The organism is Microbacterium oxydans (assembly GCF_006540085.1).
Classification (GTDB): domain Bacteria; phylum Actinomycetota; class Actinomycetes; order Actinomycetales; family Microbacteriaceae; genus Microbacterium; species Microbacterium oxydans.
The window spans coordinates 918,899-936,124 of sequence record NZ_BJOG01000001.1 but is presented as its reverse complement, the minus strand read 5'-3'; the positions used below and the strand labels follow the sequence as shown (position 1 = coordinate 936,124).

At 67.8% G+C, this 17,226-nt stretch carries 15 protein-coding genes; 5 read left to right on the top strand and 10 right to left on the bottom strand.

The genetic code is table 11. The annotated features are described in order from the left end of the window. Positions 1–82: 82 nt before the first annotated feature. The 6 genes from MOX01_RS04430 to MOX01_RS04405 form a co-directional block, all read right to left on the bottom strand. On the bottom strand, positions 83–4,201 hold the full coding sequence (locus MOX01_RS04430) for a PQQ-dependent sugar dehydrogenase (protein WP_230977799.1): 4,119 nt from the start codon (positions 4,199–4,201) through the stop codon (positions 83–85). A gap of 261 nt (positions 4,202–4,462) precedes the next feature. Further along, positions 4,463–5,215: an ABC transporter ATP-binding protein gene (locus MOX01_RS04425; RefSeq protein WP_046747639.1), complete on the bottom strand. Its 753-nt coding sequence runs from the start codon at positions 5,213–5,215 to the stop codon at positions 4,463–4,465. After that, entirely contained in the window at positions 5,205–5,984 is a 780-nt protein-coding gene (locus MOX01_RS04420; protein ID WP_046747638.1) for an ABC transporter ATP-binding protein, read from the bottom strand. Before MOX01_RS04420 ends, MOX01_RS04425 begins: the two co-directional genes overlap by 11 nt. Next, positions 5,981–7,096 (bottom strand): branched-chain amino acid ABC transporter permease, encoded by a 1,116-nt coding sequence (locus tag MOX01_RS04415; RefSeq protein ID WP_230977798.1) that lies wholly within the window; start codon positions 7,094–7,096, stop codon positions 5,981–5,983. Before MOX01_RS04415 ends, MOX01_RS04420 begins: the two co-directional genes overlap by 4 nt. Beyond that, on the bottom strand, positions 7,080–7,964 hold the full coding sequence (locus MOX01_RS04410) for a branched-chain amino acid ABC transporter permease (RefSeq protein WP_141368535.1): 885 nt from the start codon (positions 7,962–7,964) through the stop codon (positions 7,080–7,082). The genes MOX01_RS04415 and MOX01_RS04410 overlap by 17 nt, the downstream gene beginning before the upstream one ends. Positions 7,965–7,971: 7 nt before the next feature. Continuing rightward, positions 7,972–9,207 carry an amino acid ABC transporter substrate-binding protein gene (locus MOX01_RS04405; protein WP_174799749.1) on the bottom strand — a complete coding sequence of 412 codons (1,236 nt, stop codon included), beginning with the start codon at positions 9,205–9,207 and terminating at the stop codon, positions 7,972–7,974. Between the two features lie 127 nt (positions 9,208–9,334). Here MOX01_RS04405 and MOX01_RS04400 point away from each other — a divergent pair, with 127 nt between their 5' ends. Next, positions 9,335–10,363, top strand: coding sequence for a LacI family DNA-binding transcriptional regulator (locus MOX01_RS04400; protein ID WP_058630710.1), 1,029 nt, complete (start codon positions 9,335–9,337; stop codon positions 10,361–10,363). A gap of 47 nt (positions 10,364–10,410) precedes the next feature. Here MOX01_RS04400 and MOX01_RS04395 read toward each other — a convergent pair whose 3' ends face one another. Both MOX01_RS04395 and MOX01_RS04390 read right to left on the bottom strand, forming a co-directional pair. Continuing rightward, positions 10,411–11,913, bottom strand: a complete 1,503-nt coding sequence (locus tag MOX01_RS04395; RefSeq protein WP_141368533.1) for an arylsulfatase — start codon at positions 11,911–11,913, stop codon at positions 10,411–10,413. A gap of 87 nt (positions 11,914–12,000) precedes the next feature. After that, positions 12,001–12,894, bottom strand: coding sequence for a formylglycine-generating enzyme family protein (locus MOX01_RS04390; RefSeq protein WP_061015054.1), 894 nt, complete (start codon positions 12,892–12,894; stop codon positions 12,001–12,003). 77 nt (positions 12,895–12,971) lie between these two features. Here MOX01_RS04390 and MOX01_RS04385 point away from each other — a divergent pair, with 77 nt between their 5' ends. Then, complete coding sequence (locus tag MOX01_RS04385) at positions 12,972–13,283, top strand: NIPSNAP family protein (RefSeq protein WP_046747632.1); 312 nt, start codon at positions 12,972–12,974, stop codon at positions 13,281–13,283. Positions 13,284–13,285: 2 nt separating this feature from the next. Then, positions 13,286–13,858, top strand: a complete 573-nt coding sequence (locus MOX01_RS04380) for a GNAT family N-acetyltransferase (protein ID WP_141368532.1) — start codon at positions 13,286–13,288, stop codon at positions 13,856–13,858. A gap of 49 nt (positions 13,859–13,907) precedes the next feature. Here MOX01_RS04380 and MOX01_RS04375 read toward each other — a convergent pair whose 3' ends face one another. Then, the gene (locus MOX01_RS04375; RefSeq protein WP_141368530.1) at positions 13,908–14,414 is read right to left on the bottom strand and encodes a MarR family winged helix-turn-helix transcriptional regulator; all 507 of its coding nucleotides are present in this window, start codon (positions 14,412–14,414) and stop codon (positions 13,908–13,910) included. A 96-nt stretch (positions 14,415–14,510) separates the two neighbouring features. On the opposite strand from MOX01_RS04375, the gene MOX01_RS04370 reads away from it, so the two are divergent. Further along, positions 14,511–15,611, top strand: a complete 1,101-nt coding sequence (locus tag MOX01_RS04370; RefSeq protein ID WP_141368836.1) for an LLM class flavin-dependent oxidoreductase — start codon at positions 14,511–14,513, stop codon at positions 15,609–15,611. A gap of 11 nt (positions 15,612–15,622) precedes the next feature. Next, positions 15,623–16,276: an NADPH-dependent F420 reductase gene (locus tag MOX01_RS04365; RefSeq protein WP_061015057.1), complete on the top strand. Its 654-nt coding sequence runs from the start codon at positions 15,623–15,625 to the stop codon at positions 16,274–16,276. On the opposite strand, the gene MOX01_RS04360 is transcribed toward MOX01_RS04365, so the two are convergent. Beyond that, complete coding sequence (locus MOX01_RS04360; protein ID WP_058630714.1) at positions 16,277–17,104, bottom strand: SDR family NAD(P)-dependent oxidoreductase; 828 nt, start codon at positions 17,102–17,104, stop codon at positions 16,277–16,279. It lies immediately after the preceding gene. Between the last annotated feature and the right edge of the window lie 122 nt (positions 17,105–17,226).

Genomic DNA, 17,226 nt, shown 5'->3' with positions numbered 1-17,226 from the left:
CGGAGCGCGTGGAGACTCGAGCCGGCGGCGCCGGCTCGAGTCTCCACTGCCGCTGTCCGGACTGCTACTGTCCGGACGCCCGCTATCCGGCTGCGGCCGTGAGCGTGAACGGGACGGTCGCGGCGTTTCCCGCGACGTCGTACACGACCAGGGTGTTCGCCCCGGCGACGGCTCCGAAGGCTCCGGGCTTCACGAAGTTGAGGTCGGACCAGACGTTGTCCGTCAGATCCTTCGCCACCCCGTTGAGGGTCAGTCGATCCACCTTGCCCGCGTCGTGAAGCTTGTACGACACCAGACTGTGGGCGCCGTCGGCCCCGACGGTGAACTGTCCGCCGTCCTTGACCGTGACCGTGGGGGCGGTGACATCGAGCGTGAAGTTCACGGTGGTCGTGTTGCCGGCCACGTCGTACACAACGAGCGTGTTGGACCCTTCCACTGCGCCGAACGCGCCTGGCACGACGCCGTTCAGGTCGGACCAGACATCGTTCGTCAGATCCTTCTCGACGCCGTTGAGCGTCAGCCGATCGATCTTGCCGGCGTCCTGGAGCTTGAACGACACCTTGCTGTAGACGCCGTCACGTCCGACCGTGAAGTCGGACCCGCTCTTGACGGTCGCGACGGGTGCGGTGGTGTCCTCGGCAGCGGCCGTGACCGAGAGGTCGCGAAGACGCCCGAAGTTGTCGAACGAGCCGAAGCCCACCCGCCCCTCGGGGAAGGTCTTGTCGTTCGCGGTCATCAGCGGGGTGTCGAGCCCGTCGACGTAGACGGCGATGTCGCCGCTGTCGGCACAACGGAGCACGCGCACGTCGTGCCATTCCTCGTCGGTGACCGCCGGGGGTGCACCGACAGTGCCGTCCCACTGGTCGTCGATCCGCTCGCGGTCGGCCTTGTCCACCTTGAAGATGCCGTTGTGCGGGTAGATCGAGTTGTCCTGCGAGAGGTGCGCGTAGTAGTACTCCGTGTCCGACTTCCACCCGAAGACGATGATGACGTCGCGGTTGTTGACCGATGCCTTCTCGTCCAGCCGCACCTGCCCGGTGAGGTCGAACGAGCCGAGCTCTTCACCCTGCGTGAGCACGGCGTACTCGAACGGTCGGCGGATCCCGTCGTTCGGGTTGGTTCCCGCCTCGGTGAGCACGACCTCGTCACCGGGGAAACTCCACTTCGCCGGAGTCCGCGGCGCCCAGTCGTCCTTCGCCATCACATCGGTGAGGGTCTCCCCGTCCGGAATGCACGCGGGCGGGGCCGGCGGCACGACGGGCGGCACCGCGTACAGCGCGTACTGCGCGGCGACCTGTTCCGGCGTCGGCACCGTGTCGAGCAGCATGATGTCATCCATCCGTCCGTTGAACGGGTTGGCCTCCTTCGTGTTCTGCGGGAAGCTCCCGCCGATCTTGATGCCGGCCGGCGCGGTGTCTGACGTGGACCCCTCTCCCCACGGATTCGCCGCGGTGTACTTCCCCGCGAGTTCCTCGCCGTTCATGAACAGCTTCATCTCACCCGCGGCGAAGTCGAAGGTCGCGGCGAGATGCACCCACTGCCCCTTCTTGAGGATCTCGTTCCAGGGCAGGTCAGCCGCGAACGTCCAGGAGCCGGCACCGTCGACGCGGCGCCCGAGTGCCACGAGCTTGAGTTCGCCGTCGACGGTGATGACCTCGAGCAGCGCCCGCACGGCATGTCCGTCGGAGGTGCCGGTGAGCACGCCCGCGAGGCCGATGGCGTTGTACACGTCGTCGGGATTCGCGGTCCCCGAGTTCAGGGCCGGGTGGTCACCGGTCGGTTTGAACCAGCCCATGACGGACGCCTTGTCGGTATCGGCGAATCGGTCGAGCGACTCCACACCCTTCGCGTCGTAGATGCCCGCCTTCCAGTCGTCGTTCGAGGCGGTGCGCGGACTCATCTGCTGCGTCTGCAGCGCCTCGCCCGCACCCGGGTAGGCGCGATCCGCGACCCGCATCTCCACCCCGCCGTTGATCAGCGAGATGGGGGTGCCGGAGCGTCCCTGGTCGAGCTCGACCGTCGGCTTCGCGGCATCCGGGTGATCGAAGTCGTGATGCGTGACGAGGTTCGGCGCGAGCGCCGGGAGGACGAACGGGTTGGCCGGCTCATCGACCGAACGCGCACCCGTCACCTTCCAGATCTTCCCGTTCGCCTTCGACACCAGGTAGAGCTCGCCGTCGGCATCGGAGCCGAACCGCAGGTCGACACGCTTGTCGCCCACCAGCTCCTGGAACGTGGTCTCGACGCCGTCGGCGAAGACCCGCAGCTCCTCGATCGTGGCGAGGTCGGCGATGTCCCCGTCACCTCGCACCATCTCCTCCGCATCGGTGGACAGCACCCAGCCGCGCACCAGATCGGTGAAGAGGTAGCGCCCCTGCAGCTCGGGAATCTCGCCGCGGTAGACGAATCCGCCGTTCACGGCCACTCCCGCATCGCCGGTCTGACCGGGGTCGCGGTTGTGGTCGTAGGCGGCCACCGGGTAGGTGAAGCCGTTCTCGGCATCGTCCTCCGGCAGCGGGAAGATCTGTCGATTCTCCGCCAGGAACGAGCCTTCGCGCACCGACCAGCCGAAGTTGTCTCCCGGTTCGACGGCATAGATCGACTCGACCTGCCATTCGCCGATGTGCGCGAGATACATGGTGTGGTCGCCCTCCGCGTCCCAGCTGATGCGGTGCGGGTCGCGCATGCCGACGGCGTAGATCTCGGGAAGAGCACCGTCCTCGTCGACGAACGGGTTGTCCCCCGGCACGCCGTACTCGCCGTTCTCGCTGTCGTCGCCTGTCGGATTCACGCGCAGGATCTTCCCCTGCGGCGTCGCCAGGTCCTGCGGATTGCCGTTGCCCACGCCGTTGCCGCCGTCGCCGACGAGGATGTACAGGTTGCCGTAGTCGACGTCGCCCGCGGAAACGGTCGGGTTGAACGCGATCTGCTGCACGGTGTGCACGCGTCCGGCGAAGGGGATCCGCATGACCTCGCGGTGCGTTCCCGAGAAGGTCTCAGCGGAGGGATCGCTCGCCTTCCATTCGGTGATCACACTGTGGAATGCCGTGGTGCCGAAGGCCGGGAAGTCGGGGGTGTCTTCGGTCAGCGCCGTGCCGCCCTCGGTGTGAACGGTGTAGAACAGCCCGTTCTCGGCGAAGTCGGGGTGGAACTCGGCGGATCCGAGACCCGTTCCGAGCCCCGCGCTGTTGTGGAAGTTGTCGATGAACTCGTTGCGGACGTTGAGGTACGGCACGTACTCGCCCGATTCCTTGTCGACCAGGTAGAGGATGTCGTTGTTGTCGGGGACCATCAGCCGACCGGAGTCGTCCGGCACCTCATCGAGGTGCGTGATGCGGTTGTGGCGCACCAGGCGCTGGTCCTGCGTGGCCGGCGTCGTCTGCGACTTCGGCAGCTGCGCGAGCTCGGTCACCTCGATGCCGAGGTCGGCGAGTGCGGGGTCGGGAAGCGGGTTGAGCAGCGGCTCGCTCGCCGTGTCGCCGGGCGCGCAGTCGCCGGGGTTGCCCGTCGCGATCGCGAGGTTCTCCCCGGTGTTGTCGACCGCGACATCGTCGAGGAGCAGGCGCCCCGTGCTCGTGGCGCCGTTCTTCCAGAAGAACCGGTCGAGCGCGCCGTTCACGGCCTGCCGGAAGCCGAACTGCTGCTCTGTCCCCTCCGGGAGGCGGGTCTGCTCCTCGTACGCGCCACCCTGGCTGTACACGGTGACCTTGTCGGTCGCGTTGTCGGCGACGATCCACACGCACTGCCAGGCGTCCTTCGACCACACGCCGGCGGGCTTGAAGGCGCCGCCGTCGCGTACGCGCAGCACGTCGTCGTTCTGGTTGTTCACATAGGCCCGGCTGTGCGCGTAGTCGTTCGGGGCATCCACGTCGGTGAGTCCGAACGAGGTGTCGACGCTGCCGGTGCGCAGGAACCGGAAGAACAGCGTGCCGGTGTCTCCCTCCGCGATGGCGGGGATGGCGCGGTACGACTGCTGCCCTCCCCCGACGGACTCGACGACCTGATTGTTGCCGTTCAACGGGTCGGCGATCACGCGAGGGGCGCCCGACGCCGCCCATCCGTCCTGGCCGTTCAGCGCCACGCGCTCGTACGTCTCGAAATCGATCAGCTCGGTGAAAGGCTCCGCTGCGGCAGCGGGCGTCGCGGTCAGCAGGGCTCCGACGACGGCCGCTGCAGCGACCAGCGCACCTGTTCGTCGCACCCCGAAGGATCGAGGGGGTGGTGCCGCCGACCGGGTGCTCGAGCTTGCGGGTCGCATGATTCGTTCGTGCATCAGAAACCTCTCAACGTCGTCGTCGTGCGGTGTCGTGCCGATGGTTCGTGCCCCTTCCCCGGGGCGGCACTGCAGCGGGGAAGACGTGAAGCGGTACTGCAGCTCAGGGCGGAAGCGCTCTCGCAAGCGCTTTCGCCGAATGGACGTGAAAGGCGGAAGGAGGCAGCGACTGCCTCCTTCCGCCGAGGATCAGCCCGCGTCGGCGACCGAAGGTTTGCCGCCGAGATACAGTGCGGCCAGGGTCGGGTCGGCGAGCAGCTCGGATGCGGGGCCCGAGATGTGCACCCGACCGAGGTCGAGGACGCAACCGATGTCGGCGGTCTCGAGGGCCCGCCGCGCATTCTGCTCCACGAGCAGCACGGCGGTCCCTGCATCGCGCATCCGCACGATCTGCTCGAACACCTTCTCGGTCGTCTTCGGGTCGAGCCCCATCGACGGCTCATCGAGCAGGACCACCTTGGGGCTGACCATGAGCGACCGCGCGAACTCCACCTGCTTCTGCTGACCGCCGGACAGGAGGCCCGCGAGCTGCTTCCACCGCTCCCCCACGATGGGGAAGAGGTTCTGCACGAACTCGACGCGCTCCTGGATGACCTTCTGGTCCTTCAGGGTGAAGGCACCCAGCATCACGTTCTCGCCGACCGTCATCTCGCGGAAGACGCTGTGCCCCTGCAAGACGTGCGCGAGTCCGTGACGCAGCATCGACTGCGGTCCCTCGCCCGTGATGTCCCGGCCGTCGACGGTGATGTGTCCGGATCGGGGCTTGAGCATGCCGCTGGCCACCTTGAGCACGGTCGACTTGCCGGCGCCGTTCGGGCCGACCAGGCACACCACCGATCCCGGTGGCACTTCGACCGTGAGACCCCTGAGCACAAGAGCGGCACGTCCGTAGCCCGCCTCGATGTCACGCAGCTCGAGCAGGTTCTTCGTTTCAGACTCCAAGGTAGGCCTCCAGGACTCGCGGGTCTTGCTGGATGATCTCCGGCGTTCCCTCGGCGATCTGGCGACCGCGGTCGAACACCACGACGTGATCGCACAGGCTCATGACCATCTCCATGTTGTGCTCGACGATGATGAACGTCTTGCCCTCGTCGTTGAGCTCGCGCACCAGGGTGGCGATGCGTCCGATGAGGGCGGGGTTCACACCTCCGGCCGGCTCGTCGAGCATGATCGTGTCGGGTTCGCCCATGAGCACGCCGGCCAGTTCGAGCAGCTTCTGCTGGCCGTAGCTGAGGTTGCGCGCCTCGGCGTGCTCGAGGTGGTCGATGCCGACGCGCCGCAGCCAACCGCGCGCCCGCTCCAGCTCATCGGGGTCGTGGGCCGAGCGCAGCTGCTGACGGATGCTCGTGCTGCGCACGGCCACGAGCAGGTTCTCCATCACCGTCATGCGGGGGAACACCCGGCACAGCTGGAAGCTGCGCCCGATGCCCGCGCGTGCGATGCGGTCGGGTGACTTGCGCGTGATCGCCTGTCCTCGATAGCGCACTTCTCCGGAGTCCGGCTTGATCATGCCGGTCACGCAGTTGAAGAAGGTGGTCTTCCCGGAGCCGTTCGGCCCGATCAGGCCGTTGACCTTGCCCTCCTGGAACGTGACCGTGGCGCCGTCGACCGCTGTGACGCCGCCGAACGACTTCGTCATCGCGACGGTGCTGAGGCTCTCGAGCGTGGCTGTGGGCTGAGCGGCTGTGTGCTGAGCCGTGGGGGCATTCATGACGACGTCTCCTTCGTCGAGGCATCCGCTGTTCGCGTCCTGTTCTGCTCCAGCAGCTCGCCGGCGGTCACCTCACGGATCGAGGCGGCGCTCGACGACCGGGTGAAGAGGCCCTTCACCGCCGGGATGATGCCGTCCGGCATGAAGAGCACGACGATGCCGAGCAGGATGCCCGTCGCGATCAGGTGGAACTGCGTGTCGCCGAACTCGAGCTTGAAGTACTCCAGCGCGATGCCGACGACGACCGCTCCGAGCAGGGGACCGAAGAGGTTCCGCACCCCGCCGAGCAGCGCCATCAGCACCATGTACGAGCCGATCAGGATCGAGAACTGGAAGATCGGATCCAGGTCGCCGAACCAGAGGGCGTAGAGTCCGCCGCCGAGCGAGACGAACAGGGCCGACAGCACGTAGGCGATCAGCTTGTACCTCGTCGTCGGCACGCCCAGCGCCTGGGCTTTGTCCTCGTCTTCGCGGATGGACTTCAGCGCCGTGCCGAACTTCGACCGGTCGATGATCCACCACACCACGAGGGCCACCGCGAGGAGGCCGGCGAACAGATAGTAGAAGATGCGGTGGTGCTCCGGCCGCAGCACGTCGAACGGACGCGGGACGTTCAGTCCCTCCGATCCGCCGGTCACATCCCGCCAGCTCTGGAACACCAGGAGCATGATCAGCACGAAGGCGATCGAGACGATCACGAACGAGGCTCCACGCACGCGGAGGGCCGCGATACCGATCGGGATCGCGATGACCGCCACGAGGACCGCGGCCAGGATCCAGGCCAGGAATCCCGGGAGGTCGAGGTACTTGATCAGCAGCCCGGTGCCATAGGCTCCGAGCCCGAAGTAGGCGGCGTGGCCGAGGGAGATGTACCCCGTGAAGCCGCCCATGAAGTTCCACCCGGTCGACAGCACGGCGTAGTTGAGGATCACCACGCCCGCCGACAGGATGTAGGGGTTCGGGGCGATGGTGGGGAACGAGAGGACGAGCGCCGCCCCCACGATCAGGAGGACGATGTTCACCCACTTCGTGGAGGTCCTGCGGACCGGGGCGGGTGGAGCGATCACGACCGTCTCGGTGGCGATCGGCTCTCGGCTAGAAACGCTGGGCAAGACGACCTCCGAAGAAACCTTGCGGACGGAACATGAGCGTGGCGAACAGGGCGACGTAGAAGATCGTCTGCGCCCACGTCGGCCCCAGCGGGAGCTGGAGCAGGCTCTGCGCGACCCCGAGCACGAGGGCGGCGATGGCGGCACCGGGGATGCTGCCGAGGCCGCCGACGACGATGATCGCCATGAGCGGGCCGATCCAGTGCCAGTGCAGCGAGGGGTAGATCGTGGCGTCGAGCGAGAGCGCGGTGCCCCCGATCGCCGCGGTCGCGAGTCCGAGCCCGAATCCGTAGCCGGCGACGCGGTCGGTGTTGATGCCGACCAGCCGTGCAGCCTCGGGGTGCTGGATCGTCGCCCGCAGCGCCTGGCCGAACTTGGTGTACTTGAGCAGCACGAACAGGAGGGCGAGGGCCACGGCCGCGAGACCGAAGGCGATGAGCTTGACCACCGGAACCTGCGCGCCGAAGACCTCGAGGCTCGCGCTCGCGTACGGCAGCGGGATGCGGCGTTGGGTGCCGGAGAAGAAGAACCCGAGCGCTCCCTCGATGATGAGCGCCACCGCGAAGGTGAGCAGCACCGACATCATGGTCAGGGTCAGGGGCTTGAGCCTCGACACCAGCAGACGCTGCATCACGACGCCGGTCACGAAGAACAGCGGCACGGTGACCACGAGCGACACCAGCGGATCGATGCCCGTCTCCCGGTTGAACCACCAGGCGAGGTAGGCGGCCAGGATGAGGAAGGCCGAGTGCGCGATCATGACGACGCGCATGATCCCGAAGTACAGCGTGAGCCCGGCCGCCAGGAGGGCGTAGAGCCCTCCCAGCAGGACGCCGAGGATCAGGCTTTGCAGCAGCAGTGCTCCACTCACGCGCAGATCACCACGTCGGCTTCGGGTACAGGAAGTCGGCTTCCTTGACGTCCTCGGGGAGGACGATCAGGATCTCGCCGTCGATCCACTGCTGGATGAGGTGGGCGCCGGTGGGCTTGCCCGTGTCGTCCCAGCTGAGGGGACCGACGACCGTCTCGACCTCGTTGTCGCGCAACCAGTCGATGAGCTTCTGCTGGCAGTCGCCCTGCTCGGCGCAGCCCACGGCCTCCACCGCCGCCGCGACGACCTGACCGGTCGTATAGGCGTTCGCCTCATCCTCGGATGGCGGGTTGCCGTGCATCTCGGTGTACTTCTCGACGAACTCGACGTTGCTCGGGAACTGCGACTTCGGCGAGTAGCCGGTCGGCGCCAGGATCCCCTCGGTCGCGCCACCGATCGCCGACGCGAACTCCGGGTTGGTGGGAGCGGTGGAGAACGCGGCGAGCTCGGGCTGATAGTTCAGCTGCTGCAGCGCGATGATCAGGTTGACCGCGTCCTGGTACTGCGTCCCGCCGATCACGATGTCGGCGTTCGACTGCGCGATCTTCGCGGCGATCGTGGAGAAGTCGGTGGTGTTGGGCGGATAGACCTCGTTCACGAGGATCTCGACGCCCGCATCCTCGAGCTTGTCGCGCAGACCATAGGCGGTGCCCTGCGCGAAGGGGTCGTCCATCGCCGCGACGGCCGCGGTCTCGGGACGCTGGTCCTCGGGAAGGGCCAGCAGGTACTCGGCGAGGTTGTTGTAGTGGTCGTTCGCGATCGCGGGGGCGGCGTAGAAGAGGTTGTCGAAGCCCTGCTCGAAGACCTCCTCCGCGGCACCGGCCGGCTCGACGAACAACATGCCGTACTCCTGCGCGACGCGGGCGGAGGGGACGACGAGACGAGTGGAGAACGGGCCGAACACGAGGTCGACGCCGTCCTGCGCGATCAGCGACTCGTAGTCGGAGACGACCCGGTCGGCGTTGGACTGGTCGTCGAGGATCTTCAGCTCGACCTGCCGCCCGAGCAGTCCGCCGTTCTCGTTGACGATGTCGCGCCAGGCTTCGTACCCGCGCTCGACGCCCTTCCCCGGCTCCGAGAAGTCTCCGGTGAGGGGAAGCGAGATGCCGATGACGATGGGATCGTCGGCGCCACCTCCCCCACCCTGGTCGCCGGTTCCGGAACAGGCCGTAACCGTGAGCGCGGCGATCGAGAGCGTTCCGATCGCCGCAGCGATCCGTCGACCGTGTCTGGGTGCAGTCATCCGAGTCTCCTACGTCATCGTAGCGAAAGCGCTTTCGTAAGCGCTTCCGCCACTATAGTGGGAGGGAAGAACGAAGAGCAACCTACAGCGCAATCAGCGTCGATCTTGCTCCTCAGGGGGAGGCTTCGTGAAGCGTGAGGGCGCGCCACGACTCATCGACGTGGCCGAGGCTGCCGGGGTCTCCCTGGCGAGTGCCTCCCGAGCGATGACCGGCGGCTCGGGCATCTCCCCCGAGGTGGCGGCACACGTGCGCGTGATCGCGAAGCAGCTCGGCTATGAGCCGAACATGCACGCACGGGGGCTGGCCGGCGGGCTCGTGCCGACCATCGGGCTCGTGGTGCACGAGATCGGCGACCCGTACTTCTCCGACATCGCCAGCGGCGTCATCCGCAGTGCGACCCTCGAGAACCGCTCGGTGCAGATCGCGCAGGCCGACCGCACACCCGACAGCGAGCTCGCCCAGGTGAAGTCGCTGCTGCGTCAGCGCGTCGGCTCGATCATCATCGCGGGTTCCGGGTACGCCGACTCCGATCGCGAGCAGGGCATGTCCGAAGCGCTCCTCGACTTCACCCTCGCCGGCGGACGCGCCGCGGTCATCGGTCGACACCACCTCCCCGTCGACGCCGTGCTGCCGGACAACCACGGCGCCGGCGTCTCCGTCGGGCGTCACCTGGCCGGGCTGGGGCACCGCAGGATCGGCGTCGTCGCCGGCCCCCTCGACCTCAACACGGTCGCCGACCGCATCGCCGGTCTGCGCGAGGGCACCGACGGCACCGGCGTGGAGCTCACCGTCATCTCGCGCGCGTTCACCCGCGAAGGCGGCATCGAGGGCGCAAGGGAGCTGCTCGATCGCGACGTCACGGCCATCGTCGGGCTCAACGACGCCATGGCCATCGGCATCCTCAGCGAGCTGCGACAGCACGGCATCCGCGTGCCAGAGGAGATGTCCGTCGTCGGGTTCGACGACATCGCCGTGGCCGCCGATGTGGCCCCGGCGCTCACGACTGCGCGGATCCCCATGTTCGACATGGGCCAGCACGCGGTGTCCCTCATCCTCCGACCCGCGAGCGATGAGGCGCGCACGATCGAGACCACGCACGAGCTGATCGTGCGGGGCTCCTCCGGCCCACCGCGCACTGCTCCCGTCGCGATATGACAGCCCCAGTCCGACTTCTGGCTGTCATATCGCGACGGGAGCAGTCGTCAGGAGGCGCCCGCGGTCGATGACTCCAGCTTCGACATCACCTGATTGATCGTGAAGGACGCCGACTTCTGACGGGCGGGGAACTCGGCGAGGGACTGCAGCATCCGGCCCACGTAGGCCTGCGCGGGGATCATCAGGAAGACGTGCTCGAGCACCCAGTCCCAGTAGGTGTTCGAGGTGATGTCCGCGCGCTCATACGGGTCGGTGCGCAGGTTGAACAGCTTCGGGAATCGCAGCTCGATGTACGGCTCCTGCCAGACCTGCAGCGTTCCCGCGGCGCGCTGCTCGAGGAACACGAGCTTCCAGTTCTCGAAGCGCAGGGCCGTGAGATCGCCGTCGTCGGAGACGTAGAAGAAGTGCCGACGCGGACTGTGCTCGACGGCGCCGGTGATGTAGTCGAGCTGGTCATGACCATCCAGGTGCACTGTGAACTGCTCGCCGTGCAGCTCGGTCCCCGCTGCCAGCCTCTCGGCGATGTCACCGTCACCCACGGCCGCCAGCAGCGTCACGAACCAGTCGTTGTGGCTGACGATGCCGTTGAGAGTCGACCCCGCCGGGATGCGTCCGGGCCAGCGGACCATCGCCGGCACTCGATACGCGCCCTCCCAGTTGGAGTTCTTCTCGTTGCGGAACGGCGTCATGCCGGCGTCCGGCCAGCTGTTCATGTGGGGTCCGTTGTCGGTGGAGTACATCACGATGGTGTTCTCGGCGAGGCCGAGCTCGTCGAGAAGATCGAGCAGACTGCCGACGACGTCGTCGTGATCGAGCATCGTGTCGTGGTAGTTCGACTGCCAGCGGCCGGCACGCCCCTTGCTCTCCTCCTTGGTGTGGGTGCGGAAGTGCATATGCGTGGAGTTGAACCAGACGAAGAAGGGAGTGTCGTCCTCTGCCTGGGTACGGATGAAGTCGGCCGCCGCATCACGGAACTCCTCGTCGACCGTCTCCATCCGCTTCTTCGTCAGGGGGCCGGTGTCCTCGATGCGCTGGGTGCCGTCGCCGTTCGCCCAGGAATGGATGACGCCGCGCGGACGGAACCGCTCGCTGAAGCCCGGGAACTCCTCGTCGGTCGGGTAGTCCGGGTGCTCCGGCTCCTCCTCGGCGTTGAGGTGATACAGGTTGCCGAAGAACTCGTCGAAGCCGTGCGCCGTCGGCAGGTGCTCGTCGCGGTCACCGAGGTGGTTCTTGCCGAACTGTCCCGTCGCGTAGCCGTGGTGCTTGAGCGCGTCGGCGATCGTGGGGTCTTCGGGCTGCAGTCCCAGCTTCGCCCCCGGCATCCCGACCTTGGTGAGTCCGGTGCGGTACGGGTTCTGCCCCGTGATGAAGGCCGCGCGCCCGGCGGTGCAGCTCTGCTCGCCGTAGTAGTCGGTGAACTTCACGCCCTCGTCGGCGATCCGGTCGATGTTGGGGGTCCGATAGCCCATCAGACCATCGGAGTAGGTGCTCAGGTTGCTGATGCCGATGTCATCGCCCCAGATGATGAGGATGTTGGGCTTCTCAGCCATGGGAGACTCCTTGCTTCAACCGGTGAGGCGAGGGCGATCACCCTCGGTCGAAGCCAAACAGTTCCCCTCACGGAAACCCAGCGGGTCTCACTCGGAGCAGGTGAGCCGGAACCCGATGTGCGACATGCCCGTGTCCTCGGCCTGCGGCGAGCGCGCCGCCGGCCGGAAGCGCAGGCAGTAGTCGGGCGAGCAGAGGTGCGATCCGCCTTTGAGAACGCGGCGCGGAATGTCGGGGAATCCCTCCTGCGCGCTCGCGGCAGCCAGGAGGTTCGTGCGCTTGCCGGCATCGACGGGGGTGTCCGAAAGGCGGAGGTGGCGCGGGGTGTAGAAGTCGGTCGTCCACTCCCAGACGTTCGCGATCATGTCGTAGAGGCCGTAGCCGTTCGGAGGGTACGAGCCGACCGGGGCCGTGCCGCCCACCCCCTGGTTGTCGTACGGGAAGCGTCCGAGCCACGAGTTCGCCTGCGCGACGCCGCCCGGGTAGGCCTCGTCACCCCATGCGAAACGAGCACCCTCGAGACCGCCGCGGGCCGCGTACTCGTGCTCGGCCTCGGTGGGCAGTCGCATCCCCACCCAGTCGGCGTACGCGACCGCATCCTCGAACGCGACGTGCACGACCGGATGCTGCAGCCGGTCGTCGATCGACGAGTCGGGGCCGAACGGCCGACGCCAGTACGCTCCCGGCTGCCAGCGCCACCAGTTGCGCCAGTCCCCGAGGTTCGTCGGACCCGACGTCGGCGTGAACACCATCGCCCCGGGCACGAGGTCGGCCGGATCCGCACCGGCGAAGGCCGCGGGATCGAGAGGACGCTCCGCGACCGTCACGTACCCGGTCGCATCGACGAACTCGGCGTACTGGGCGTTGGTCACCTGGTAGCGATCGATGAAGAACGAGGCGACCTCGCGCTCGTGCACCGGGCGCTCGTCGGGGTAGAAGTCCTCGGATCCCATCAGGAACGTACCGCCGGGGATGTGGACCATGTCGCGGGAGTTCGTCACGAGACCGAGCGTAGTGTCCGGTTCGCCCGCGGTCCGGGTGATCTGGGAAGATCATCCGCATGATCACCGTTCATCTGCGCTACGAGATCGATCCGGACAAGCTGGACGAGTTCACCGACTACGGCCGCACCTGGATCCGTCTCGTCGAGAAGCACGGCGGCACCCACCACGGCTACTTCCTGCCGAGCGAGGGCGACAGCGACGAGGCCTTCGCCCTGTTCACCTTCCCCTCCCTCGCGGAGTACGAGGTGTATCGGACGGCATCCAAGACCGATCCGGAGTGCATCGAGGCCTTCGACTTCGCGCGCAGGACGCAGTGCATCCGTCGATACGAGCGCCGCTTCCTCAGCCCGGTCTTCGACGGAGCGTAGGCGTGGACGCACCGGCCGTCGACGTCTCCGCGCTCACGGAAGTCGCCACCCTGACCACCCCGCGGCTGCGACTGGAACCGCTCGGCGTCGCGCACATCGACGGCGTGTGGGAGGGGCTGTTCGACGAGGAGAGCATGCGGCTCACCGGCACGCGCCAGACGTTCACCCGCGAGGCGGTCGTGCGGCATCTCGAATCGATCGGCGGCAGAGACGACCGCGCGGACTGGGCGATCATCGACCTCGAGACCGGCGGGTACGTCGGCGAGGTCGTGCTCAACGAACTGGAGGTGGACGATGCGGCGATGAACTTCCGCATCGCCCTGAACCCCGGTCGCCTCGGACGCGGCTTCGGCACCGAGGCCACGCACGCCGTTCTCGACCACGCGTTCGACCGCATCCGGCTGCACCGCGTGAGTCTCGATGTCTTCTCGTTCAATCCCCGCGCCCAGCGCTCCTACGAGAAGGCCGGGTTCCGGTACGAAGGACGGCAACGCCACACGCTGTTCTGGGACGGCGAGTGGGTCGACTCCATCCTCATGTCGGCGCTGAGCACGGACGAGCGCCCCGCACGCTGATCGGGAGGAGACGGAAGGTCGTCCGCCCAGGCGGGACCTCTGATCGGCGCTACCGCCGACCCGGCCCGTCGTCCCCGTCCTCGCTCTCGAGGTCGAGGTCGAGGTGCCGACGCAGGGCGGAGGTGATGTCGTCGAGGTTCGCGAGCTGCTCGGGGGACAGCGCGTCGACGAACACGTCGCGGATGGCGCGGAGGTGCGGCACGTTCGCGGACCGGAACGCGGCGGCGCCCTCGTCGGTGAGGTGCACCTCGACCCCGTGCACCCCATCGGCGCGTGGCGCCCGTCGCACGAGGCCCCTCTTCTCCATCCGCCCGAGGTGGTGCGAGAGGCGGCTGCGCTCCCAGTCGATGAGGGCAGCGAGCTCCGACGACCGCGCCGTGTGTCCTGGCGCTTCGCTCAGGGCGAGGAGCACCTGGTAATCGCCGGTGGAGAGCGCCGACGACGTCTGCAGTCGGGCGGCGAGTCGTTCCCGCAGCGTCGCTGACGTCTCGACGAAGCCTCGCCAGACGCGCAGCTGCTCGGGTGTCGGTGTACGGCGATGACGTTCGTCGGTCATGCGACCTCCCGGGAATTGATGTGTCAATCCTACGGTTGCAGCCTATTGACACGTCAATCCGGAGTGGCCGGTGACGCGAGAAAGGTCGTGGCGGACATGAAGGAACTCGAGTTCGGACTGAACTCCTTCGGCGAGGTGGCGACGGACGCAGGCCGGGTCATGTCCGACGGCGAGACGGTACGGCTGCTCATCGACGAGGCGCAGCTGGCGGAGTCCGTCGGCCTCGACGTGTTCAGCATCGGCGAGCACTACCGCGAGGGGCAGGTGGATTCCGCGACCCCCGTACTGCTGGCTGCCGCGGCGCAGGCGACGTCGACGATCGGGCTCGGCACGTCGGTGACCGTGCTGTCGACGCAGGATCCGGTGCGGCTGTACCAGGAGTTCGCCACGGTGGACGGCATCTCGAACGGCCGAGCGCAGCTCATCCTGGGGCGCGCATCGGCGATCGAGTCGTTCCCCCTCTTCGGCTACGACATCGCGGAGTACGAGCAGATCTTCGAGGAGAAGCTCGACCTGTTCCTGCGCCTGATGCGGGAGGACAGCGTCACCTGGAACGGCACCTACCGCAGTCCCCTGGACAACGTGCGACTGCACCCTCGGATGCCGGAGGGCGGCATCCCCGCGTGGATCGGCATCGGCGGCAGCCCCGACTCCGTCATCCGTGCCGCCGAGCACGGACTGCCCCTCATGATGGCGATCATCGGCGGTCGTCCTGAGCGGTTCGCCGGGCACGCACGCCTGTACCTGCGCGCGCTGGAGCAGTTCGGTCGGCCCGAGCTCCCGATCGGGCAGCACTCGATCGGCCTGATCGCCGACACCGACGACGAGGCCAAGAACGTGCACTGGAAGTTCTGGGAGCCGGTCGTGACGCAGATGAGCAAGGAGCGCGGCTTCTATGCACCCACCCTCGAGCGCTACCGGGAGGAGGTCGACACCGGCGCTCTCTACGTCGGCTCCCCGGAGTCGGTCGCGCACAAGGTCGCGGCGGCCGTTCGCAGCAACCACCTGTCGCGGTTCGACCTGAAGTACGACATCATGCACCTGCCGAAGGATGTGCGGGAGCGCAGCATCCGTCTCTTCGGGGAGGTGGTCGCGCCGCGCGTGCGCGAACTGCTCGCGGAGGACCCGGGAGAGGGCGCGTTCGCCGACCCCGGTCTCGCCCGCATCACGAAGGACGGCAAGGCCGTCCACGCCTGAAGGAGAGCGTCATGAACGACACGATCGAGACCATCGGGATCCTCGGCGCCGGCAAGGTCGGCACCACGATCGCACGCCTGGCGCTGGCTGCGGGCTACCGCGTGCTCATCGCCGGCTCCGGCGCTCCGGAGCGCATCGCCCTGACCGTCGACGTGTTCGCCCCCGGTGCGGTCGCGACGACAGCCGAGGAGGCGGCAGCCGGAGCGGACGCCGTGATCCTCGCTCTCCCGCTCGGCAAGTACCGCACCCTTCCGGTCGAGCAGCTGCGCGGCACGCTCGTGCTCGATGCCATGAACTATTGGTGGGAGACCGACGGCATCCGCGACGATCTGAGCGATCCGCGCACCTCGACCAGCGAGCTGGTGCAGGAGCACCTCTCGGACGCACGCGTCGTGAAGGCACTGAACCACATGGGCTACCATGACCTGGAAGACGAGGCCCGACCGGCAGGAGCGCCGGGACGGAAGGCGATCGCCATCGCCGGGGACGACGCCTCGGACACCGCCGTCGTCGCGGCGCTCATCGACAGGCTCGGCTTCGATCCGGTGGTGATGGACACCCTGGCATCGGGAGCCGCATTGCAGCCGGGCACACGCGCCTTCGGCGCCGACGTCACGGCGGCGGAGCTGCGCGGGCTGATCCCGCAGCAGGTGGCGGCGCGGTGATCAGCCCGCGGCGATCCACGGGCGGGTGAAGTCGAGCACCGCGCCGCCGTCGGTGTCGGCGAGCGAGACGCCGACGAATCGCGTCGCCCCCTCCGAGCTCTGCCAACGGAACCGGTACTCGTCCGCCAGCGCTGCGGCGGCGATGGCGGACCCTGCCGATTCCGCTGTCTGCGCGTTCGCGAAGGCGCCGGCGGTCCGTGCGATGTACGCATCCAACAGCGCGCCGTAAGGTCCACCGCCTTCCGGACGCACGGCGTTCTCGACGAAGGCACTCGCGACTGCGGCCGGCTCGATCACGCTGACCCCCACGCCGAAGCGCTCGGCGACCACCGCCAGCGATTGCATGAATCCCTCCACGGCGAACTTCGCCCCGCAGTACGCATCGGCGAACGGCTGCCCGACGGCCCCGCCCACGCTCGTCACGGTGAGGATGCGACCGGTGCCGCGCTCGCGCATGCCGGGCAGCACGAGTTTGGCGAGGTTGACCGGTGCCAGGTAGTTCACGTCCAACTGCGCCTGGATCTGAGCCATCGTCAGCTGCTCCGCGGTGGCGACGCTCCCCTGCCCCGCGTTGTTCACCAGCACGCGGATGCCGCCGAGCTCGGCCTCGACCTCGGCCACCAGACGTGCCGCCGCCTCGTGGTCGACCACGTCGAGGGCGCGCACGTCGAGCTCGACGCCGGCCACGGCCGCCGCCTCCCGCAGCGCTCCGGCCTTCCCCGTGTCGCGCATCGTGGCGACGACGTGCAGCCCGTGCCGTGCCAGCTCGACGGCGGCGTGCAGCCCCATGCCCGATGAAGTGCCGGTGATCAGTGCGATGTCGTTCATGGGGTGACTCTAGACCTGTCGCCGCTGACCGGGCGAGAGCCCGCGGCTAGGATCCCAGGAGCGCGACGACGCGGCCCGTCAGCGGCCGATCACGACGCGCACCACCGACCATGGAGGCACCG

Coding starts and splice junctions, on each gene's coding strand:
- MOX01_RS04390 (WP_061015054.1), bottom strand. CDS start 12,894: ATGGTCCACATCCCCGGCGGTACGTTCCTGATGGGATCCGAGGACTTC.
- MOX01_RS04365 (WP_061015057.1), top strand. CDS start 15,623: ATGAACGACACGATCGAGACCATCGGGATCCTCGGCGCCGGCAAGGTC.
- MOX01_RS04395 (WP_141368533.1), bottom strand. CDS start 11,913: ATGGCTGAGAAGCCCAACATCCTCATCATCTGGGGCGATGACATCGGC.
- MOX01_RS04385 (WP_046747632.1), top strand. CDS start 12,972: ATGATCACCGTTCATCTGCGCTACGAGATCGATCCGGACAAGCTGGAC.
- MOX01_RS04420 (WP_046747638.1), bottom strand. CDS start 5,984: ATGAATGCCCCCACGGCTCAGCACACAGCCGCTCAGCCCACAGCCACG.
- MOX01_RS04370 (WP_141368836.1), top strand. CDS start 14,511: ATGAAGGAACTCGAGTTCGGACTGAACTCCTTCGGCGAGGTGGCGACG.
- MOX01_RS04405 (WP_174799749.1), bottom strand. CDS start 9,207: ATGACTGCACCCAGACACGGTCGACGGATCGCTGCGGCGATCGGAACG.
- MOX01_RS04375 (WP_141368530.1), bottom strand. CDS start 14,414: ATGACCGACGAACGTCATCGCCGTACACCGACACCCGAGCAGCTGCGC.
- MOX01_RS04360 (WP_058630714.1), bottom strand. CDS start 17,104: ATGAACGACATCGCACTGATCACCGGCACTTCATCGGGCATGGGGCTG.